This window comes from Janthinobacterium sp. GW456P, assembly GCF_002127655.1.
Classification (GTDB): domain Bacteria; phylum Pseudomonadota; class Gammaproteobacteria; order Burkholderiales; family Burkholderiaceae_D; genus Janthinobacterium.
This window is the reverse complement of sequence record NZ_NEHB01000001.1, coordinates 167,666-187,787: the sequence shown is the minus strand read 5'-3', so window position 1 is coordinate 187,787 and position 20,122 is coordinate 167,666. Positions and strand designations below refer to the sequence as shown.

The window sequence follows — 20,122 nt, the reverse complement described above, 5'->3', positions numbered from 1 at the left end:
GCCGACGAAGTCGGCCTTTATTCATTCAATCCACCAGCGTCACGACGCCTGACAAAACCGTCGCGAGCGGCAGTGATTTGTGGCCGAGAAGCGCAACCGTACTCTAGTACGGTGAGCATCGCCGGCCGCAAAGCGCGCCGCGCAGCAGGTTTGGTCGGGTGTTACCCACCAGCGTCACGACGCCTGACAAAACCGTCGCGAGCAGCTGCGCGGCGTGGCCGAGAAGCGCAACCGTACTTAAAGTACGGTGAGCATCGCCGGCCGCGCCCCGCTGCGCGCAGCAGGTTTGGTCAGGTGTCCTCAGTGAATAGGGTGGGTGCGAAAGTGATCGCCCTCTTCGCCTTCATCTTCATCATCGCCATGGTCATGGCCGTGTGCGCCATGCACGTGGCCGTGGGCGATTTCTTCGTCGGTGGCGGCGCGCACGTCAGCGACGGTCAGCGAGAAGCGCAGCGCGATGCCGGCCAGTGGATGGTTGCCGTCCAGTACGACTTTGTCGTCGGCGATATCGGTGACCGTGAAGATCATCGCTTCTTCGTCAGGCGAGTCGCTTTCCGGCATGCCTTCGAATTGCATGCCCACTTCCAGCGGCTCAGGCAGGCGATTGCGCGGCTCAACCTTCACCAGGGCTGGATCGTATTCACCGAAAGCATCATCCGGTTCGATCTGGATCGTGTTGGAATAGCCGACTTCCTTGCCGTCGAGTTCTTCTTCGATCTTCGGCAGGGTGTTTTCATAATCACCGTGCAGGTAGACCATCGGTTGACGGCCGTCTTCGATCAGATTGTCTTGCGCGTCTGACAGTTTGTAGTTGACAGTCACGACCGTATTTTTGGCAATCTTCATTATGCTTCCTTTCATTGTATAAGCTGGCAAATTATACCTTCACGCCGCCAACGGCAGGCGCATTCCTGCATTTCCGGTTGTTATAATGGGCGCATGAAAAAATTAACTCTCCTCGGCGATATTACGCCGGCGCAATTCCTGCGCGACTACTGGCATAAAAAACCCTTGTTGATCCGTCAAGCCGTGCCTGGCTTCAAGGCGCTGTTCGATGTCAAGGCCCTGGCCGAGCTGGCTACCCTCGACCACGTCGAATCGCGCCTGGTCAGCCATGCGGATGGCCACTGGAACATGCAGCAAGGTCCTTTGAGCAGCCTGCCCTCGCTGAAACAGAAGGAGTGGACCTTGCTGGTGCAGGGCGCCAACCTGCACAGCGCCAAGGCCGACGCCCTGCTGCGCCAGTTCCGCTTCCTGCCCGACGCGCGCCTGGACGACCTGATGGTCAGCTTCGCCACCGATGGCGGCGGCGTGGGCCCGCATTTCGATTCCTATGACGTGTTCCTGCTGCAAGGCCAGGGCAAGCGCCATTGGCGCATCGGCGCGCAGAAGGACCTGAGCCTGATCGACGGCTTGCCGCTGAAAATCCTCAGCAACTTCACGCCCGACGAAGAATTCACCTTGGAACCGGGCGACATGCTGTATTTGCCGCCCCACTACGCGCACGACGGCGTGGCCATCGGCGACTGCCAGACGTATTCGATCGGTTTCCGCTCGCCATCGTTCCAGGAACTGGGCGAGGCTTTCCTGCAATTCATGGCCGATTCGATCGACTTGCCGGGCATTTACAGCGATCCCGACCTGAAAGCGTCGGGCAAGCCGGCGGAAATCCCCCGTGAAATGCTCAGCACTATCGCCGAAGAAATGAACAAGGTACGCTTCACGGAAGAAGACGTGACTATTTTCCTGGGCGAGCACCTGTCGGAACCGAAGCACAATGTGTTTTTCACGCCGCTGTCCAAGCCGCTGACGGTAGGCCGCTTCGCGGACGCCGCGCAGAAAAAGGGGATCGTGTTGTCGCGCAAGACCTTGATGCTGTATCGTGGCAAGAATGTCTTCATCAATGGCGAATCGTTTGCCATTGGCAAGGCCGACAAAACGGCCCTGGAAGCCCTGGCCAACGAACGCGCCCTCGATGGCGCCGCCGTGGCCCAGGCGTCCGATGACGTGATGGATGCTTTGTATACCTGGTATCAGGATGGCTGGATCGAACTGGCTTGAATGAGCGTGTCGTAGCAAAGTGGTATTACAGTAGGTAAAATGACAGCTTCTGCGCCAGCGCAATGAAACATATTATTTTTATATCGTTTTGTCGCGCTTTCGCAAATCGCTTACACTTGCTTGCAATTTGCTTCGGCAAATATTGCGATATCACAAAATAGTTGCGAATTTGCCTCTTGCTCCTATTGCGACGCACCAAAAATCGCTATAATATTCGGTTAGGAAGTTTCCGTTGTCTGGCAGGCACCACCTGGTACGAAAAGCCTTCGAAGACGACCTAACGAGCGATAATTACCGGTAATTATTCATCGCAACAATATTGATTTATTTTTTGAAATAATTAAGGAAAACAAATGAAAAAATCCCTGCTGATCGCCTCCCTGATGGTTGTTGCTCTGGCTGCTTGCAGCAAAAAAGAAGAAGCTCCTGCACCAGCACCAGTAGTTGAAACCCCAGCACCAGCACCAGCAGTTGAAGCTGCTCCAGCTGCTGCTGCTGACGCTGCTGCTTCGGCCGCTACCGACGCTGCTGCTGCTGCTTCGGCTGCCGCTTCGGCCGCTACCGACGCTGCTTCGGCTGCTTCGGCTGCTGCATCGGCTGCTAAGTAATTTAGCACCCTGCACTAAAGAAAGCCGGCCTTAGGGCCGGCTTTTTTGCGTCCGGCTTTTTATCCACAGGATATAAGGCACGACGCGGGCGATAAAAAAGGCTGGCCCGGTTTCCCGGGCCAGCCTTTTTCACACGCGGCAGGTATTGAAACCTGCCGCCGCCGCAGCGATTATTTCAACTGATCGTTCAGCAGACCCAGGATCTTCTCGGCCACTGGCGAGGTATCCGGCTGGCCTTCGTTGCTGAGGATGCTGACCCGGCTGGACGAGCCAGCGCCGGCCTTGACCAGGACGCGGTAGCGCTGCGCTTCCTTGTCCTTGTCGGACGACGAGCCCCAGCTGAACAGTTTCGAGAAGAAGCCATCTTTCTTGACCGCGTCCGGATCGACGTAGCGCACGAAATACGTGCCTTGCGTGCGGTCGCGGTCTTCCACGGTGAAGCCAACGCGGTCCAGCGCCAGGCCGACGCGGCGCCAGGCGCGGTCGAACCCTTCATCGACTTCGATGGCGCGTGCCGGCGTGGCGGCGTCGCCCACCAGCTTGGCGTGCTGCGGCTGCACGATGGCGGCATCGACGGCCGTCTTCGCTTGCGCATCGTCGCTGGCCGCGCCCAGGCGCGTCATCAGCTTGGCCAGGAATTGCGCTTCCAGGCCCGGATCGTTCGGGCGAGCGGTCCAGGTGGTGGTTTCCTTGTCGCGGCCCGTGACGACCTCTTCCACGCCGCGGTGGCTGATATAGATCTCGGTCGAGCCATCGGCCAGACGCTCCACGCGGGTACGGAACTTGTCTTTTTCACCGGTCGAGTACAGGGAATCGAAGGCCTTGCCGATGGTGCTGCGAATAAAGTCTTGCGGCACCTTGGCGCGGTTTTCATTCCACTCGGTTTCCATGATGCCAGCCGTCGGCTGGTCGACGGCAATGGTAAAGCCCGAATCTTCCCAGAACTGCTTGAGCTGCGGCCACAGCACCTCGGGCGACTGCTTGACGACCAGCCAGCGCTGGTTGCCCGCGCGCTCGACCTTCACGCCGCCTGCCGTGACCGGCACCACGCCGACCACACCGTCGGCGCCCACGACGACCGGGGTACCGGCCGTGGCATTGCGCTGCGCGTTGTAGCCGGAAGCCGTGGCCACGCCGTTTTTCGCATCGGGCAGGGAGTAGCGGTTGTCCTGCTGCAATTGCGTCAGGTCAGGCGGCACGTCCAGGGTGCCGGCTTTCTTGACCGACTTGTAGTCGACCTTGTCGCCGCCGACTACCGAACTGATCATACCGCAGCCCGCGAGGCTGGCTGCGACGGCGCCGATGACGATGCCGCGGACGGCGATGGTGGCAGGCGCCGATTGGTTTTTCTTGCAATTAGTCATGTCGTAACTGGATAAGAAGCTAAGTAGCAGCTGGAATCAGGGAAGGTCCGGACTGGTCAAGTCCGGGCTTGAAGTTCGGCCTTAAGACAGGACGCCGGCGTCGCGCAAGGCATCGCGCACGGTGGCATGGCAATTTTCAGCCAGCGGCACCAGTGGCAAGCGTATGCCGGCAGGCATCAGGCCCATTTCGGCCATCGCCCATTTGACGGGCACCGGGTTGGGCTCGACAAACAATTTCTGGTGCAGAGGGAAAACTTTGTTATTGATGGCGATCGCCGTGGCACGCTCGCCCGCCATGGCCGCGACGCACAGTTCGTGCATGGCGCGCGGCGCGACGTTGGCCGTCACGGAAATGTTGCCGTGGCCGCCGCAGAACATCAGCGCCATGGCCGTCGGATCGTCGCCCGAGTACACGGCGAAATCGGCCGGCACCAGGCGCAGCAGGTCGATGCCGCGGCCGATATTGCCGGTCGCATCTTTCACGCCAACGATATTCGGGATGGCGGACAGGCGCACGATGGTCTCGTTGCTCATGTCGGCAACCGTGCGGCCCGGCACGTTGTACAGGATGACGGGGATATCGACGGCTTCGGCGATGGCCTTGAAGTGCTGGTACATGCCTTCCTGGGTAGGACGGTTGTAGTACGGCACCACTTGCAAGACAGCATCGGCACCCGCTTCTTTCGCGTAACGCGTCAGTTTGATGGCCTCGGCCGTGGAGTTGCCACCGGCGCCGGCGATGATAGGAATGCGTCCCTTGGCATGTTCGACGGTCAACTGGATCAGTTCGCAGTGTTCCTCCACGCTGACTGTTGCCGATTCGCCCGTTGTGCCAACGATGACGATGCCGTCCGTACCCTCGGCGATATGCCAGTCGATCAGCTTGCGCAGACCTGGAAAGTCCAGACTGCCGTCTGCGTGCATCGGGGTGACGATTGCTACAATGCTGCCCTTGATCATAGTAAGTTTATAGCGCCGATAAATAAAACAACGATTGTAGCGGATAGCCCGCGCCTGTGGTGCATTCTGACATAGTATGGCCGCTCAAAACGTCGGCAGCAAGGCTGCCAACCGTGGAAAATCCGGCCGGACGGCACAAATTCGTTGCACCAGAGCAGCTTTTGGCTGTTCCACGCGCCCATCTTCATACGCTACCACACGCAAGCCCTGCTGCACGGCCCAGGTCAGCATTTCACCTTCCTTGAGCAGGAATTTCGGATTCGATGGCTTGCCGAACTGCTCATTACCCTCGGCAAACGTTTCATACAGCAGCAGGCCATCGGGCGCCAGGCTGGCAATCATCGCTTCCAGCAACGGCCGGTGCAGATAATTGGTGACGACGATGCCGGCAAAGCGGCCGGGAGCGAATGGCCAGGCCGCGCCCGGCGCCTCCAGGTCCACCAGCGAAGTGGTGATACCCGTACCGGCCGCCTTTTCCAGCATTTCCGGATCATGGTCGAGCGCGAGCACCGGGTGGCCCAGGCTCACCAGGTGGCGCGCATGGCGGCCTGCGCCGCAGGCCAGGTCCAGCACTTCGCCGCCCGGGATCAGGGGCGCCCAGCGGCGCAGCCAGCCCGAAATCGCTTCGGTTTCTATTGTTGGTTCAGTTACTTGCATCGGTACTTCCATCAGTTAATTGCTCTTTAGGACGCATCAACCCAGCAGCATACGTAGCGGCAAGGTCATCGCGTACAGGAGCTCCACCGCCTTCTGGAGCACGCCGCTCAACGCCAGGCCCAGGTAGCCCTTATAGCTCAGAAAAATCAGCAGAGCGAAAATGAACGGCGTATAGCGGTCAATGCTGGCGTACTTCCTCGACAGGCTGTCGGGCAGCATGCCGGCGACGATGCGCCCGCCGTCGAGGGGTGGCACGGGTATCAGGTTAAAACAGAACATGACCACGTTGACCGCCACGCCAGCCAGGCTCACCTTATCAAGGTAGTCGCGCATGGCAAAACCGTGCGATACCGTGTCCAGCAAGACATGCGCAATCATCCAGCCAAACGCCATGGCCAGGTTGGCCATCGGCCCTGCCAGCGCCACCCAGGCCATCTGCTTCTTCGGATTGCGCAGGCGGCTGAAATCGACAGGCACCGGCTTGGCATAGCCGAACGGCACGCCGATCGCCCAATACAGGGTCAAGGGCAGCAGGATCGTGCCGAAAAGATCGATGTGCCGGATGGGATTGAGGCTCAGCCGACCCTCGTTCGAAGCCGTCGGATCGCCAAAATACCTGGCCGTGTAGCCGTGCGCAGCTTCATGCAGGGAGATCGCAAACAGCACGGGCACCAGATACACCGCGACCGTCTGTACCGTCACATTGATATCATTCATGACGCCGATTTTAACAGAGGCGCCCACCGTCCTTGCTTATGTTGTCATTAAGAATAGGTGAAGAGCGGCGCCGCAACCGCCGCGCCATGCCCCTCTACAAACCCAGCACGGCCGGGTCGCCGCGTCCCACGCGCACCACTTCCGGCTCCGGCCCCGTCAGGTCGATCACGGTGCTGGGGCCGTGCGCGCAAACGCCGCCGTCGATGATCAGGTCGACCAGCTTTTCCAGGCGCTCGCGGATGGTGTCGGCATCCGTCAGGCTCTCCTCGTCGCCAGGCAAGGTCAAGGTCGCGCCCAGCAGCGGCTGGCCCAGCTCTTCCAGCAGGCATTGCACGATGCGGTGCTGCGGCACGCGCAGGCCGATGGTCTTGCGCGAAGGATGGCTGAGGCGGCGCGGCACTTCCTTGGTCGCTTCCAGGATGAAGGTGTAGGCGCCCGGCGTAGCCGCCTTGAGCAGGCGGAACTGGCGGTTGTCGACTCTGGCATACACGCCCAGCTCGCTCAAGTCGCGGCACAGCAAGGTCAGATGGTGCTTTTCATCCACGCCGCGGATGCGGCGCAGGCGCTCGACGGCGCCCTTGTCGTCGAGCTGGCACACCAGCGCGTAGCAGGAATCCGTGGGCAAGGCCACGACGCCGCCGGACTGGATGATCTGCGCCGCCTGCTTGATCAGGCGCAATTGCGGATTCTCAGGGTGAATATGAAAAAATTGACTCATGTGTAAGCGTTCTGGCGAACCAGCTTGTTAAGTTAGCATTATTGTACGCTGCGCAGCGCGGCGATACGTTGTTCGATGGGCGGATGCGTGGCGAACAGCGCGCCCCAGCCACCATTGCCGCCGCTGATGCCCAGCGCCTGCATCGATTGCGGCAGCTCGCCCGGCTGCACGCCGCCCAGGCGCGCCAGCGCATGCATCATCGGCGTCGGACTGCCCAGCAGCTTGGCCGAACCGGCGTCGGCGCGGAATTCGCGCTGGCGCGAGAACCAGGCGACGATGATGGAAGCGAGCAAGCCGAAGAGCACTTCGCACACCATCACGGTCACAAAGTAACCGATGCCACGTCCGCCGCCTTCGCGGTTGTTATTTTTCAGCAACACATTATCGACAAAGAAGCCCACCACGCGGGCCATGAAGACGACAAAGGTATTCACCACGCCCTGGATCAGGGTGAGCGTTACCATGTCGCCATTGGCGACGTGGGCGATCTCGTGGCCCAGAACGGCTTCGACTTCATCGCGGTTCATGCTTTGCAGCAAGCCCGTGGAGACGGCCACCAGCGCCGAATTCTTGAAGGCGCCCGTGGCGAAGGCATTCGCGTCGCCTTCATAGACGGCCACTTCCGGCATGCCGATGCCGGCCCGCTCGGACAGTGCGCGCACGGTATTGACCAGCCACAATTCCGTCGACGAGGTCGGGTTGTCGATCACGCGCGCGCCCGTGCTCCACTTGGCCATGGGCTTGCTGATCAACAGCGAAAAGATCGAGCCTGTAAAACCCACCACCAGCGAGAACACCATCAGGCTGCCCAGGTTCAGGGTACTGCCGCGCGCCGGATTGCCCACGCCCAGCAAGCTGAGCACGAGCGACAGCACCAGCATCACGGCCAGGTTGGTTGCGATAAAAAGGACGATACGTTTCATGGGCGTTGGCTCCGGATGTCGATGCATGACAAGAATAACAAAAAGATATAGACGCGAACTCAGATTTCAAGCGACTCTGGCGGCGCGGCGGCGCATCGGCAGCCAGGAAAATCGTCGCGAGCGGCAGTGATTTGTGGCCGAGAAGCGCAGCTGTACCAAGGTACAGCGAGCATCGCCGGCCGCAAAGCGCGCCGCGCAGCAGATTTGCCCGGCTGTCAGCTAAAACCAGTCGTGCCAGATCGGGGTCACGTTGGCCGGCAGCGGCGGCAACTTGGCAAAATCCACGCGCGACTCGCCCGGCGCATGGAAGTCCGTGCCGCGCGAGGCAAGGAAGCCGTAGGCATTGGCCAGCTGCGCGTATTCCGGATACTGGTCCGGGCTGTGGCTGCCCGTGACGACTTCGATGGCCGCGCCGCCGAGTTGCTTGAATTCATCGAACAGCACGCCTTGCGCCATGTCGCTGAAGCGGTAGCGGCCAGGATGGGCGATGACGGCCACGCCGCCCGCGCCGCGTATCCAGCCCACGGCTTCGGCCAGTGTGGCCCAGCGGTGCTCGACGTAACCGGGCTTGCCTTCCGACAGATATTTCTTGAACACGTCGGGAATGTTCGCGCATTTGCCCGTTTCCACGATGTAGCGGGCGAAGTGCGTGCGCGACATCAGATCCGGGTTGCCGACGAATTTCAAGGCCCCTTCGTAGGCGTCGGGGATGCCGGCCAGGTCCAGCTGGCGGGCGATTTCGCGGCCGCGCGCGTCGCGCCCCGAACGCGTCTGGTGCAAGCCCTGCACGAGGCCCGGATTGTTTTCATCGACTTGCAAGCCCACGATGTGCACGGTTTCGCCGGCCCAGGTAATGGAAATTTCCACGCCGGCCACGAAGCGCATGCCCAGGTCCAGCGCGGCCGCGCGCGCGGCGGCGACGCCGGACACCTCATCGTGGTCCGTCAGCGCCCATACGTCCACGCCGGCGCGGCAAGCGTACGCAGCCACGGCGGCAGGCGCAAGCACGCCGTCGGAGATATTCGAATGACAATGCAGGTCGACTTTAAGCATGTGAAAACAATACCCTGCACGGGCTCAGCATGGAAGAAGTTTTCATTGTACGCTGCTTGGCAAAAGCGCAGAGCGCCCGCGTCACGATCCGGCGAGGAATTCCTCCACCAGGCGCGCCAGCTCCGCCGGTTGATCATGGTGCAGCATGTGACCGGCATCCGCCATCATCTCGCAGCGCACATCCTTGATACAGGCCAAACGCCGGTCGATTTCGATGCGCGCCTGCTCCTTTGGCCCCATCCATTGCCACATATTCGTGTCATCGGCTTCCACCCACAGCACGGGAGCCGTGATGCGGCGCCAGCACGCCATCACCTCTTCCACCTGATACAGGATAGGATTGACCCGCTTGTGCTGGGGGTCGCCGAGGATGTCCCACTCGCCCGCCTCATTCTGCGCCGACCAGTGTTCGGCCAGGAAGGCCGCGCGCGCGTCCGGCAAGCGCGGATTGGTCTTTTGCAGGCGCTCGGCCACGGCGCGCTGCGAAGGATAGCTGCGCATGGCGGGCGGCTCGCGCAATTCGTCCAGCCACTTGGCGTAGCGGCCCGGCGCCTGCTCCGGCTTCGTTGCCATCATGCCGAAGCCTTCCAGATTGATGAAGCGGCTGATGCGTTCCGGACGCACGCCCGCGTACAGGCCGGCCACGTTGGCGCCCATGCTGTGACCGAGCAGATTGACGGGTGCGTCCGGCGAATAGTGCAGCAGCATGGCGTCGAGGTCGGCCAGGTAGTCCGGGAACCAGTAGGTGTCGGACTGCGTGTAGTCGCTCAGGCCAAAGCCGCGCCAGTCGGGCGCGATCACGTGCCAGTCGCCCGCCAGCTCGTCGACGACGAACTGGAACGAGGCGGCCACGTCCATCCAGCCGTGCACCATGAACAGGATGGGCGCGCCGTCGCGGCCCCAGTGGCGCACATGCGTGCGGGCGCCGCGGATGCTGATGAATTCGGAACGGGAAAGTTTCATGGGTTTCATCTGATTGCCTGCCTTGAAAGTGGCGCAGATGGCGCCACATGCTGTACCTGTAGATAGGATGGACATAAAAGTACGACCGTTCGATAATTATACCGGATTAACGGTCGGCGCTCGGACTTGCCATGCAACAGCGTAAAATAGCGCAAAACTTTCGCGTCCGGCCGCGCCCGGCGCTTCCACCACCGCCACAGGCTAACGATGACACTCTACCAATTGGGCGACCATGCGCCGCAGATTGATGCTTCCGCTTTTGTTGCCGATACGGCCAACGTGATCGGCAAGGTGACGCTGGAAGCGAATACCTCCGTCTGGTTCGGCGCCACGATTCGCGGCGACAACGAGCGCATCACCGTGGGCGCCAACAGCAATGTGCAGGAAGGCGCCGTGCTGCACACGGACCCGGGCTACCCGCTGGACATCGGCCGGAACGTGACCATCGGCCACCAGGCGATGCTGCATGGCTGCACCATCGGCGACGGCGCCCTGGTCGGCATCCAGGCCGTGATCCTGAACGGCGCGAAGATCGGCAAAAACTGCCTGGTCGGCGCGGGCGCCCTGGTCACGGAAGGCAAGGAATTTCCCGACAATATGCTGATCCTCGGCTCACCGGCGAAAGCCGTGCGGACCCTGACGGCGGACAATATCACCAGGCTACAAGGCAACGCCGTGAACTATGTGCAGCGCGGCCAGCTATTTAATACGCAACTCAAGAAGATTGGATAAAAGAATGACGACTGAAATCACGGGTGCCGTCAGCGCCGCCACCGGCCAGGATACCCTGCAAAAATTTATTTTCGACAATGCCGCCGTGCGCGGCCAGTTCATCGACGTCTCGACCACCTGGCAGGAAGTGGTGTCGCGCCACGCCTACCCGACGGCCGTGAAAAAAGTGCTGGGCGAAATGGTGGCCGCCGCCGCCCTGCTGTCGGCCAACCTGAAATTCAACGGCTCCATCATCATGCAAATCCATGGTGACGGTCCCGTGCGCCTGATGGTGGTCGAATGCGATTCCGAACTGCGCCTGCGCGCCACGGCCAAGCTGGACCCGGACGCCGCCATTGCCGACGGCGCCACCGTGCCGCAACTGCTCAACGCCACGGGCAAGGGCCGCTTCATCATCACCCTGGACCCGGCCGACAAGGTGCCGGGCCAGCAGCCGTACCAGGGCATCGTGCCGCTGGACGGCGACGACATGGCGACCGTGATCGAAAACTACATGCTGCGTTCGGAACAGCTGGACACGCGTTTGTGGCTGGCCACCGATGACACCGTCTCGCGCGGCCTGCTGCTGCAAAAGCTGCCCCACCATGGCGGCAAGGCCGAAGCGACGCCCGTCTCCGAAGAAGACGCGCTCGACACGTGGAACCGCGCCGTGATGCTGGCATCGACCCTGAAAGAGGCGGAAATCCTGTCCACCGACATCGACACCCTGATGCAGCGCTTGTTCTGGGAAGAAACGATCCGCGTCTTCGACCCGCTGCACCCGAGCTTCCACTGCACTTGCACGCGTGAAAAAGTGGGCAATATGCTCAAGATGCTGGGCGAGGAAGAAGTCAACAGCACCCTGGAAGAAATCGGCCATGTTGGCGTGAATTGCGATTTCTGCGGCCAGCACTACGACTTCGACAAGGTCGATTGCGCGCAGCTGTTCATCACGGATGCGCCGGCGGAAGTCCTGATTCCGCCCGCAGCCAGCATCAACTAACTATTACAGTTTCGTCACGCACCCACCGCGCCGCCCTTGAGGCGGCGCAATTGTCTCTGCTGTCATCGTTCCGTCATCAGTTCGTCATCAGCCCGTCACGCAGCGCCGTTACGCTGCGCAGCTTGTATTCCATCCAATACTTTCCACAGGCTGATGATGAACTCCCACTTGACGCTGGCCCTGCGCCGCCATTCCTTCCATGTTTTGCTGGGCGCCTGCGCCGCAGGCTTGAGTTTGCCTGCCCTGGCGCAAACGGCCGTGGCCGCCGCCGTGGCATCCGCCACTACCGACATGGCCGCCGCTACGGCCCCGGCTGCCGACGACAACGCACCGATGGCCACCGTGGAGATTTCCTCGCGCAAGACGCGCTCCTCGGTTGCCCTGAGCAAGAATGAAATTCAGAAAATCCTGCCCGGCACGAATCCCCTGAAAGCCCTGCAAACCTTACCTGGCGTCAGCTTCCAGACGGCCGATCCTTGGGGCAACAACGAGCAGAACCTGTCGCTGTTCGTGCACGGTTTTTCCGGCCAGCAACTCGGCTACACCATGGATGGCGTGCCGCTGGGCGACCAGCAGTATGGCAACTACAACGGCCTGTCGCCGCAGCGCGCCGTCATCAGCGAAAACGTGCGCAGCGTCGTGCTGTCCTCGGGCGCGGGCGACCTGGCGACGGCCTCGACCAGCAACCTGGGCGGCACCATCGAAACCTATTCCAGCGATCCGCTGGCCACGCAAGGCGCCAGCCTGCAGCAGACGGTGGGCAGCCACCGCACCTCGCGCACCTTTGCCCGCTATGACACGGGTGCCTTCGGCGATGGCAGCAGCGCCTATTTCTCCATCCTGCACCATGAGGCGCGCGCCTGGGATTTCGATGCGCGCCAGGGCGGCGACCAGTTCAATGCCAAATACGTCAACCGCGGCGAGGCGGGCAAGCTGACCCTGTTCTTCAATTACTCGGACAAGATCGAGCCGAACGAAGACAGCACCGTGCACGTGGCGGGCGAAACGAGCGCACCGTACACGCGCCCCTTCCTGTATCCGGACTTCAAGGCGGCCCTCAATTACCTGTCGCCCACGGGCGCCACGCCTGCCGCCGACGGCAACAATTACCGCAATTACTACAGCGATGCGCAGCGCACCGATTACCTGGCCTACGCCAAGTTCGACGCCAACTTGTCCGAAGGCATGACCTGGTCCAACCAGGTGTATTACCACAAGGATGACGGCGCGGGCGTGGTGGCCGGCCCCATCGGCGTGGCCGGCTTGCCGGGCCTGTTCAGCGTGTACTACCCGAAGCAGAACCTGAAACAGGTGTTCGGCAACTCCGGCTACGCCGTGCGCACGACGGAATACGACATCAAGCGCGGCGGCTTCATTTCCACCGTGCGCAAGGAGCTCGGCGCGCACCAGGTGGAAGCGGGCCTGTGGCTGGAACAGAACCGCTCGTCCGCCTACCGCCGCTGGTATGCGCTCGACGTCAACAAGCCGACGTCGCCCTATGACCGCCCCAGCAATCCTCTGATCACGCAGTACGGCAGCGAGATCGACAACAAGGTGGTGCAGCTGCACTTGCAGGATGAATGGCGCATCCGTCCCGATATCGCGCTGCAGGCCGGCTTCAAATCCAGCCTGCAATTTGCCGATGGCCAATTCCCCGTGCAGCCGGCCCTGGGCGCCATCGCGGGCGGCTCGACGGCCTTGCCGGTCGGCACCATCAATACGAAAAAATGGTTCTTGCCGCAAGTGGGCGCGCGCTGGGATGTCACGCCGCAAGACCAGCTGTACTTCAATATCCAGAAAAACATGCGCCAGTTCGTCACCTACGGCGGCGGCGGCGCCTCGCCATGGAGCTTGTCAAGCCAGGCCGCTTTTGATTTGTTCAAGCGCGACGCCAAGCCGGAAACGGCGCTCACCTATGAAGTGGGCGTGCGCGGCAGCCATCCGCTGAACCTGGGCGCCATCACGGCCATCGATGGCCAGGTCAACGTCTATCACGTCGATTTCAGCAACCGCTTGCTGCAGATCAGCCCGACACCCGTGATTTCCTCCATCATCGGCGGCAACCCCGTGCTGGCCAACGTGGGCAGCGTGCGCACGGACGGCATCGATATCGCCGGCACTGTACACTTCGGCAACAATTTTTCGTTCTACAATGCCCTGTCGTACAACCGCTCGCAGTACGCGGACAATTACAACAATGGCGCCGCGCTGGTCTTGACCGCTGGCAAGAACGTGCCCGGTTCGCCGGAATGGCTGAACAAGTTCGTCGCTTCCGCCACGTTTGGCGATATCGAAGTGCAACTGATCGGAGACTATGTGGGCAAGCGCTACGCGACGTACACCAACGATTTGTCGGTCCCCAGCTATTTCCTGATGGGCCTGGGCGTGTCGGGCAAGCTGCCGGCCATGGCGAGCTGGCTGAAAAATCCGCGCTGGAGACTCAACGTCAGCAACCTGGCCAACCGCGAAGGTGCGCTGAACGTAGTCGTGGGCGCGGCCGACAAGACCTACAACACCTTCCCCATCGCCCCGCGCCAGGGCTTCCTGACCTTGACGGCGGACTTCTGATGCGCGCGCCGCATATCGCCCCTGTGCTGCCGCAACGGCACTTTTCGCGCCGCCACTTCGTCCAGGCGGCCGTGGGCGGCCTGGCCCTGGCCGCCGCGCCCGGCTTTGCCGCCGGCCTGCTGGCCACGCCCCCGGCCCGTCCGCTCGTGTTCGCCCACCGGGGCGCCAGCGCCCTGCGCCCCGAACATACCTTGGCGTCGTACGCCAAGGCCATTGCCGATGGTGCCGATTACGTCGAGCCGGACCTGGTCGCCACGCGCGACGGCATCCTCGTGGCGCGCCACGAAAGCAATTTGATCGATACCACCGATGTGGCGCGCCGGCCCGAGTTTGCCAGCCGGCGCGGCAAGAAGATGGTTGACGGCGAATGGCACGAAGGCTGGTTCGTCGACGACTTCACCCTGGCGGAACTGAAAACCCTGCGCGCCATCGAACGGCTGCCGAAAGTCCGCACCGGCAACACTTTGTACGATGGCCAATTCCAGATCCCCACGTGGGAAGAAATCATCGATTTTGTTGCAGCGCAATCAGCTGCCAGCGGACGCGTCATCGGCCTCGTGCCCGAGCTGAAAAGCTCGACCTATTTCCGCGATGCGGGCCTGGCGCTGGAAGACCGTTTCTTGTCGACCATGCTGGCGCACGAATACACGCGCCGCGCGCCGATCGAAATCCAGTCCTTCGAAGTGGCGAATTTGAAGTACTTGCGCGAGAAGCTGGGACGGCGCGCCAACGTGCGCCTGATGCAGCTGGTGGTGGGCGGCGACGTGCGCCCGATGGATGTCGTCAAGGCCGGCGGCAAGCTGACGTTCGGGCAGATGACGACGCCGGCCGGCCTGCGCGACATCGCTGCCTACGCGGACGTGGTGGCGCCGCCAACGCGAGGAATCATCGGGCTGGGCGCCGACCAGCGCCTGGCCAAGCCCACTTCCATCGTCGATGATGCGCACCAGGCCGGCTTGCTGTTGCACACGTGGACCTTCCGCCCGGAAAACCGTTTCCTGGCGGCCGACTTCCGCGATGGCAATGGCGAAAATGCGCGCAACGAAGCCGGTTCCGTGGCGGAAATGCGGCGTTACATCGAGACGGGACTGGACGGCTTTTTCAGCGACGATCCGGGTCTGGGACGCATCGCCGCCGGATAAACATTTGGTAACAAATTCTTTTTCAGGGCGTGGCCAGCGGCTACGCCCTTATTATTCGTTTCTTGAATTTCTGAAATTGGAATTTGAAATTAGACATATATCGCCAACTCCATTATTGTGCAATGCAACAACAGACCATTCATGGAGGGCATATGTCCACTTTTACCAACACCTACAGCAACGACAACGACAACTACTTCAGCAACCTGGGCCGCGCCACGCGCGCCTTCCTGGGCGCCCTGCTCGCTTCCAAGCCGTACAGCCAGCTGGCCCAGAAAGAAGTCATCGCCACCGCAACGACCAGCGCCGACGACGAGCGCTATGTGCGCCCAAGCAAGCGCGACATCGCCCTGCTGAACTCGGAAGCGACCCGTTACGAGCACCTGATGCCGAACTTGGCAGCCGAACTGCGCTTCCTCGCTTCGCGCGGCTAAAAAAACGCCCAGGGCGGCGTTGCCTGCGCCTCGCCGTACGTTCGTACTGTCTTCGGCTTGGCGCCTGGCCCTGGACGTTTTTTTATGCTGACTAAACGCCTGTCCAAAAGTGCGTTGCCTGCGCCTTGCCGTACGTTCGTACTGTCTTCGGCTTGGCGCCTGGCMCTGGACGTTTTTTTATGCTGACTAAACGCCTGTCCAAAAGTGCGTTGCCTGCGCCTTGCCGTACGTTCGTACTGTCTTCGGCTTGGCGCCTGGCACTGGACGTTTTTTTATGCTGACTAAACGCCTGTCCAAAAGTGCGTTGCCTGCGCCTTGCCGTACGTTCGTACTGTCTTCGGCTTGGCGCCTGGCACTGGACGTTTTTTAAGCTAACTATTTACTCACAAGGATTTTTATGATGTTCCTCGAAACCGCACTGATCGCCGTCGCCGTCGTCGTTACCGGCATCCATTTCTACCTGATCTCGACCGGCAAGGCCCGTTTCTGATCAGCAAGCAGCAAGGCAGTCGTGTATAGCAGGAGAAAGTAAGAAGTATCAGGTAGTAATAAAGCTGTGATATGTCAGCCTGGCAATCGGCCCAGGCTGGCAAGCGGGAAGTCCTACTATCTTAATGTGGCGCCGCGGCGTCCACCGGCGTTTCCAGCAGTGGCGGGGTTTGTCCCTTGCGCACGATCTGCACGAAAATCTCATTCTGTTTGACCATGCCCAGCTCATAGCGGGCACGCTCCTCGACGGCGCCCGTCCCATCTTTCAGGTCGCGCACTTCGGATTCGAGCTTGGCATTTCGCGCCTTCAATTCCATATTCTTTTTATTGGCCACCGCCACCTGCGCTTCCATGTCGGCAACGCGCAGCCAGCCGCCTTTACCCAGCCAGAGGGGAAATTGGATCAGCAGCAGCAGGGCTGCCAGGGCGAGCGTAATCAGGCGCATGGGGTAGTCGGTTAACAAACCGGCCGGATTTCTCCGGCCGGCCAGTGGGTTTTACATCAGCTTACTTCAGATTATAGAACGCATCGCGGCCGGGGTAGCTGGCGATGTCGCCCAGGTCTTCCTCGATACGCAGCAGCTGGTTGTACTTGGCCATGCGGTCCGAACGCGACATCGAGCCGGTCTTGATCTGCAGGGCGTTCGTGGCAACGGCGATATCGGCGATGGTCGAATCTTCCGTTTCGCCCGAGCGGTGCGAAATGACGGCCGTGTAGCCGGCGCGCTTGGCCATTTCGATGGCGGCGAAGGTTTCCGTCAGGGTGCCGATCTGGTTGATCTTGATCAGGATCGAGTTGGCGATGCCTTTCGCGATGCCTTCTTTCAGGATCTTGGTGTTGGTGACATACAGGTCGTCGCCGACCAGTTGCACTTTCTTGCCCAGTTCCTTGGTGAGGATCGCCCAGCCGTCCCAGTCGCCTTCGTGCATCGCGTCTTCGATCGAGATGATCGGGTACTTGTCGCACCAGGTCGCCAGCAGGTTGGTGAACTCGGTGGCCGTCAGGCTCAGGCCTTCGCCTTCCATTTCGTACTTGCCGTTCTTGTAGAACTCGGACGCGGCGCAATCGAGACCGATGGCGATCTGCGTGCCTGGCTCGTAGCCCGCTTCTTCGATGGCCTGGATGATCAGCTTGATGGCTTCTTCATGGTTGGCCAGGGATGGCGCGAAACCGCCTTCGTCGCCCACGTTGGTGTTCAGACCCTTCTTGTGCAGGATCTTTTTCAGCGTGTGGAACACTTCCGCGCCGTAGCGGACGGCTTCCTTGAACGACGGAGCGCCCACGGGAATGATCATGAATTCCTGGATGTCCAGGTTGTTGTCGGCGTGCGCGCCGCCGTTGATGACGTTCATCATCGGCACTGGCATCTGCATGGCGCCCGAACCGCCGAAATAGCGGTACAGCGGCAAGCCCGCTTCTTCGGCGGCAGCCTTGGCAACGGCCATCGAGACGGCCAGGATGGCATTGGCGCCCAGGCGCGATTTGTTTTCCGTGCCGTCCAGGTCGATCAGGGTACGGTCCAGGAAAGCCTGTTCATTGGCGTCCAGACCCATGATGGCTTCGGAGATTTCGGTATTGATGTTTTCGCATGCTTGCAGCACGCCCTTGCCGAAGTAGCGCTTGGCGTCGCCATCGCGCAATTCCACGGCTTCGCGCGAACCGGTCGAGGCACCCGACGGCACGGCCGCACGGCCCATCACGCCCGATTCCAGCAACACATCGCATTCGACGGTCGGGTTACCGCGCGAGTCCAGGATTTCGCGACCGATAATATCAACAATAGCACTCATGTCATTCTCCAAAGTTAAGCGTAACAGGGGCTGCACACTGCGTTCTGATGCGCAATTGCACAAAGGGGGCAAAGAAACTCCCGGCGGGAACCATCTGGCCGGGAGCTGTCTTACGGGTAATACTGTCGCAATCGACCGCGTTATTGCGCAGCGGCGTTGGCTTCTTTGTGCGCCAGCGCTGCCTTGATGAACGAGGTAAACAACGGATGGCCGGTGCGTGGCGTCGACTTGAACTCGGGATGGTATTGCACGCCCATATACCATGGATGGGCATTCTCACCCGTGCGTGGCAATTCCATGATTTCGCACAAATCTTCGCTCGGCGTGCGGGCCGAAACGATCAGGCCAGCCGCTTCGACACGGGCCAGGTAGTGATTATTGGCTTCGTAGCGATGGCGGTGACGCTCGGTCACCACGCTGCCGTAGATCTCGGCGGCGAGGGTGCCCGGATTGACGGCGCAGGTCTGCGCGCCCAGGCGCATGGTACCGCCCAGGTCCGAGTTTTCATCGCGCAACTCGACTTTACCATCGTGGTTTTGCCACTCATTGATCAGTGCAACGACAGGTTGATCCGTATCAAGGTCGAACTCGGTCGAATTCGCGTTCGGCATGCCAGCCTTGTTGCGCGCGTATTCGATCAGGGCCACTTGCATGCCCAGGCAGATGCCCAGGTAAGGGATCTTGTGCTCACGAGCAAACTGGGCCGCCTTGATCTTGCCTTCCACGCCGCGCTTGCCGAAGCCGCCCGGTACCAGGATGGCATCGTACTTGGCCAGGTTCTCGCAACCGGTCGTTTCGATTTCTTCCGAATCGATGTACTCGATGTTGACGCGGCTTTCCGTGTGGATGCCGGCGTGGCGCAGCGCTTCGATCAGCGACTTGTACGACTCGGTCAGCTCGACATACTTGCCGACCATGCCGACGGTCACTTCCGCCTTCGGGTGCTCCATCGTGTAGATCAGCTTGCTCCAGATCGACAGGTCGGCCGGTGCGGGATCGAGGTCCAGCGCATCGCAGATGATCTTGTCGAGGCCCTGGTCGTGCAGCATCTGCGGCACTTTGTAGATGGTGTCGACGTCCCACACGGAAATGACGGCGTCTTCCTCGATGTTCGAGAACAGCGAGATTTTCGCGCGCTCGTCTTCCGGGATGGCGCGGTCGGCGCGGCACAGCAGCGCATTCGGCAAGATGCCGATTTCGCGCAGCTTTTGCACCGAGTGCTGGGTCGGTTTGGTCTTCAGCTCACCGGCCGAGGCGATGTAAGGCACCAGAGTCAGGTGGACGAAAGCCGTGTTCTTGCGGCCGGCGCGCAGGCTCAGCTGACGCGCCGCTTCCAGGAATGGCAAGGATTCGATATCGCCGACGGTGCCGCCGATTTCGCACAGGGCCACGTCGTAGCCTTCGGCGCCACGGCGGATGTAATCCTGGATTTCATTGGTGATATGCGGAATCACCTGCACGGTCTTGCCCAGATACTCGCCCCGGCGTTCCTTGCGGATCACCGATTCATAGATCTGGCCGGTGGTGAAGTTATTCACCTTTTTCATGCGGGTGGAGATGAAGCGCTCGTAGTGACCGAGGTCGAGGTCGGTTTCGGCCCCGTCATCGGTGACGAAAACTTCACCGTGTTGCATAGGGCTCATCGTGCCAGGATCGACGTTGATGTACGGGTCGAGCTTGAGCATGGTGACTTTAAGGCCGCGCGATTCGAGGATCGCGGCGAGGGAGGCGGCGGCAATCCCTTTTCCAAGGGAAGACACAACGCCACCAGTGACGAAGACAAATTTGGTCATTGCAGATGGTGCCGAACGGCACGTGCGGGAAATTGAAATTATACACTAAAGCCCGCCTGCGTCGCCCCCCGCGCGCGGAAATTTGCGCCAAATACCGACTATCCGTCCCCCTCCTGCTGTCTACGCACAACAAAATTACCCGATAGCAAGAATTGAAATATTTCCAA

The 20,122-nt window shown here is 60.8% G+C and carries 19 protein-coding genes; 7 read left to right on the top strand and 12 right to left on the bottom strand.

Features of this window, described 5'->3' with window-relative positions; translation table 11 throughout:
• Positions 1–300: 300 nt before the first annotated feature.
• Entirely contained in the window at positions 301–846 is a 546-nt protein-coding gene (locus CBW66_RS00745; RefSeq protein ID WP_086136197.1) for a peptidylprolyl isomerase, read from the bottom strand.
• A gap of 93 nt (positions 847–939) precedes the next feature.
• Between CBW66_RS00745 and CBW66_RS00740 the strand changes: the two genes are divergently transcribed.
• A complete protein-coding gene (locus CBW66_RS00740; protein ID WP_086136196.1) occupies positions 940–2,061 on the top strand; it encodes a cupin domain-containing protein in 1,122 nt (373 codons plus the stop codon).
• A 353-nt stretch (positions 2,062–2,414) separates the two neighbouring features.
• The gene (locus CBW66_RS00735; protein ID WP_034783358.1) at positions 2,415–2,669 is read left to right on the top strand and encodes a hypothetical protein; all 255 of its coding nucleotides are present in this window, start codon (positions 2,415–2,417) and stop codon (positions 2,667–2,669) included.
• 170 nt (positions 2,670–2,839) lie between these two features.
• Here the strand turns inward: CBW66_RS00735 and bamC are convergent, their stop codons facing one another.
• The 8 genes from bamC to CBW66_RS00695 form a co-directional block, all read right to left on the bottom strand.
• A complete protein-coding gene (bamC, locus tag CBW66_RS00730; protein WP_086136195.1) occupies positions 2,840–4,033 on the bottom strand; it encodes an outer membrane protein assembly factor BamC in 1,194 nt (397 codons plus the stop codon).
• A gap of 81 nt (positions 4,034–4,114) precedes the next feature.
• Positions 4,115–4,993 carry a 4-hydroxy-tetrahydrodipicolinate synthase gene (gene dapA / locus CBW66_RS00725; RefSeq protein ID WP_086136194.1) on the bottom strand — a complete coding sequence of 293 codons (879 nt, stop codon included), beginning with the start codon at positions 4,991–4,993 and terminating at the stop codon, positions 4,115–4,117.
• An 84-nt stretch (positions 4,994–5,077) separates the two neighbouring features.
• Positions 5,078–5,650, bottom strand: coding sequence for a bifunctional 2-polyprenyl-6-hydroxyphenol methylase/3-demethylubiquinol 3-O-methyltransferase UbiG (locus CBW66_RS00720; protein ID WP_086136193.1), 573 nt, complete (start codon positions 5,648–5,650; stop codon positions 5,078–5,080).
• A 36-nt stretch (positions 5,651–5,686) separates the two neighbouring features.
• Entirely contained in the window at positions 5,687–6,367 is a 681-nt protein-coding gene (locus CBW66_RS00715; RefSeq protein WP_205701145.1) for a site-2 protease family protein, read from the bottom strand.
• Between the two features lie 94 nt (positions 6,368–6,461).
• Positions 6,462–7,085 (bottom strand): L-threonylcarbamoyladenylate synthase, encoded by a 624-nt coding sequence (locus tag CBW66_RS00710; protein WP_086136192.1) that lies wholly within the window; start codon positions 7,083–7,085, stop codon positions 6,462–6,464.
• Between the two features lie 38 nt (positions 7,086–7,123).
• Positions 7,124–8,008, bottom strand: a complete 885-nt coding sequence (gene htpX / locus CBW66_RS00705; protein ID WP_086136191.1) for a protease HtpX — start codon at positions 8,006–8,008, stop codon at positions 7,124–7,126.
• A gap of 219 nt (positions 8,009–8,227) precedes the next feature.
• Positions 8,228–9,061 (bottom strand): 3',5'-nucleoside bisphosphate phosphatase, encoded by an 834-nt coding sequence (locus CBW66_RS00700; RefSeq protein ID WP_086136190.1) that lies wholly within the window; start codon positions 9,059–9,061, stop codon positions 8,228–8,230.
• A gap of 81 nt (positions 9,062–9,142) precedes the next feature.
• Entirely contained in the window at positions 9,143–10,024 is an 882-nt protein-coding gene (locus CBW66_RS00695; protein ID WP_086136189.1) for an alpha/beta fold hydrolase, read from the bottom strand.
• A gap of 207 nt (positions 10,025–10,231) precedes the next feature.
• Here CBW66_RS00695 and CBW66_RS00690 point away from each other — a divergent pair, with 207 nt between their 5' ends.
• The 5 genes from CBW66_RS00690 to CBW66_RS00670 all read left to right on the top strand — a co-directional run bounded on the left by CBW66_RS00690 (position 10,232) and on the right by CBW66_RS00670 (position 15,882).
• On the top strand, positions 10,232–10,756 hold the full coding sequence (locus CBW66_RS00690; protein WP_086136188.1) for a gamma carbonic anhydrase family protein: 525 nt from the start codon (positions 10,232–10,234) through the stop codon (positions 10,754–10,756).
• Positions 10,757–10,760: 4 nt separating this feature from the next.
• The gene (hslO, locus tag CBW66_RS00685; RefSeq protein WP_086136187.1) at positions 10,761–11,738 is read left to right on the top strand and encodes an Hsp33 family molecular chaperone HslO; all 978 of its coding nucleotides are present in this window, start codon (positions 10,761–10,763) and stop codon (positions 11,736–11,738) included.
• A gap of 153 nt (positions 11,739–11,891) precedes the next feature.
• Positions 11,892–14,306, top strand: coding sequence for a TonB-dependent receptor (locus CBW66_RS00680; RefSeq protein ID WP_230491986.1), 2,415 nt, complete (start codon positions 11,892–11,894; stop codon positions 14,304–14,306).
• Positions 14,306–15,448 (top strand): glycerophosphodiester phosphodiesterase, encoded by a 1,143-nt coding sequence (locus CBW66_RS00675; RefSeq protein WP_086136186.1) that lies wholly within the window; start codon positions 14,306–14,308, stop codon positions 15,446–15,448. Before CBW66_RS00680 ends, CBW66_RS00675 begins: the two co-directional genes overlap by 1 nt.
• A gap of 152 nt (positions 15,449–15,600) precedes the next feature.
• Positions 15,601–15,882: a hypothetical protein gene (locus tag CBW66_RS00670; RefSeq protein ID WP_086136185.1), complete on the top strand. Its 282-nt coding sequence runs from the start codon at positions 15,601–15,603 to the stop codon at positions 15,880–15,882.
• A gap of 611 nt (positions 15,883–16,493) precedes the next feature.
• Here CBW66_RS00670 and ftsB read toward each other — a convergent pair.
• The 3 genes from ftsB to CBW66_RS00655 all read right to left on the bottom strand — a co-directional run bounded on the left by ftsB (position 16,494) and on the right by CBW66_RS00655 (position 19,955).
• A complete protein-coding gene (gene ftsB, locus CBW66_RS00665; RefSeq protein ID WP_035821182.1) occupies positions 16,494–16,817 on the bottom strand; it encodes a cell division protein FtsB in 324 nt (107 codons plus the stop codon).
• A gap of 61 nt (positions 16,818–16,878) precedes the next feature.
• Positions 16,879–18,162, bottom strand: a complete 1,284-nt coding sequence (gene eno / locus CBW66_RS00660) for a phosphopyruvate hydratase (RefSeq protein WP_086136184.1) — start codon at positions 18,160–18,162, stop codon at positions 16,879–16,881.
• A gap of 140 nt (positions 18,163–18,302) precedes the next feature.
• On the bottom strand, positions 18,303–19,955 hold the full coding sequence (locus CBW66_RS00655) for a CTP synthase (protein ID WP_070221438.1): 1,653 nt from the start codon (positions 19,953–19,955) through the stop codon (positions 18,303–18,305).
• Positions 19,956–20,122 lie beyond the last annotated feature (167 nt).

Excerpts from the sequence above, each read along its gene's own strand:
- htpX (WP_086136191.1), bottom strand. The coding sequence starts at position 8,008 with ATGAAACGTATCGTCCTTTTTATCGCAACCAACCTGGCCGTGATGCTG.
- CBW66_RS00740 (WP_086136196.1), top strand. The coding sequence starts at position 940 with ATGAAAAAATTAACTCTCCTCGGCGATATTACGCCGGCGCAATTCCTG.
- CBW66_RS00680 (WP_230491986.1), top strand. The coding sequence starts at position 11,892 with ATGATGAACTCCCACTTGACGCTGGCCCTGCGCCGCCATTCCTTCCAT.
- eno (WP_086136184.1), bottom strand. The coding sequence starts at position 18,162 with ATGAGTGCTATTGTTGATATTATCGGTCGCGAAATCCTGGACTCGCGC.
- hslO (WP_086136187.1), top strand. The coding sequence starts at position 10,761 with ATGACGACTGAAATCACGGGTGCCGTCAGCGCCGCCACCGGCCAGGAT.
- ftsB (WP_035821182.1), bottom strand. The coding sequence starts at position 16,817 with ATGCGCCTGATTACGCTCGCCCTGGCAGCCCTGCTGCTGCTGATCCAA.
- bamC (WP_086136195.1), bottom strand. The coding sequence starts at position 4,033 with ATGACTAATTGCAAGAAAAACCAATCGGCGCCTGCCACCATCGCCGTC.
- CBW66_RS00720 (WP_086136193.1), bottom strand. The coding sequence starts at position 5,650 with ATGCAAGTAACTGAACCAACAATAGAAACCGAAGCGATTTCGGGCTGG.
- CBW66_RS00715 (WP_205701145.1), bottom strand. The coding sequence starts at position 6,367 with ATGAATGATATCAATGTGACGGTACAGACGGTCGCGGTGTATCTGGTG.
- CBW66_RS00735 (WP_034783358.1), top strand. The coding sequence starts at position 2,415 with ATGAAAAAATCCCTGCTGATCGCCTCCCTGATGGTTGTTGCTCTGGCT.
- CBW66_RS00700 (WP_086136190.1), bottom strand. The coding sequence starts at position 9,061 with ATGCTTAAAGTCGACCTGCATTGTCATTCGAATATCTCCGACGGCGTG.
- CBW66_RS00745 (WP_086136197.1), bottom strand. The coding sequence starts at position 846 with ATGAAGATTGCCAAAAATACGGTCGTGACTGTCAACTACAAACTGTCA.
- CBW66_RS00710 (WP_086136192.1), bottom strand. The coding sequence starts at position 7,085 with ATGAGTCAATTTTTTCATATTCACCCTGAGAATCCGCAATTGCGCCTG.
- dapA (WP_086136194.1), bottom strand. The coding sequence starts at position 4,993 with ATGATCAAGGGCAGCATTGTAGCAATCGTCACCCCGATGCACGCAGAC.
- CBW66_RS00695 (WP_086136189.1), bottom strand. The coding sequence starts at position 10,024 with ATGAAACTTTCCCGTTCCGAATTCATCAGCATCCGCGGCGCCCGCACG.
- CBW66_RS00690 (WP_086136188.1), top strand. The coding sequence starts at position 10,232 with ATGACACTCTACCAATTGGGCGACCATGCGCCGCAGATTGATGCTTCC.
- CBW66_RS00675 (WP_086136186.1), top strand. The coding sequence starts at position 14,306 with ATGCGCGCGCCGCATATCGCCCCTGTGCTGCCGCAACGGCACTTTTCG.
- CBW66_RS00655 (WP_070221438.1), bottom strand. The coding sequence starts at position 19,955 with ATGACCAAATTTGTCTTCGTCACTGGTGGCGTTGTGTCTTCCCTTGGA.
- CBW66_RS00670 (WP_086136185.1), top strand. The coding sequence starts at position 15,601 with ATGTCCACTTTTACCAACACCTACAGCAACGACAACGACAACTACTTC.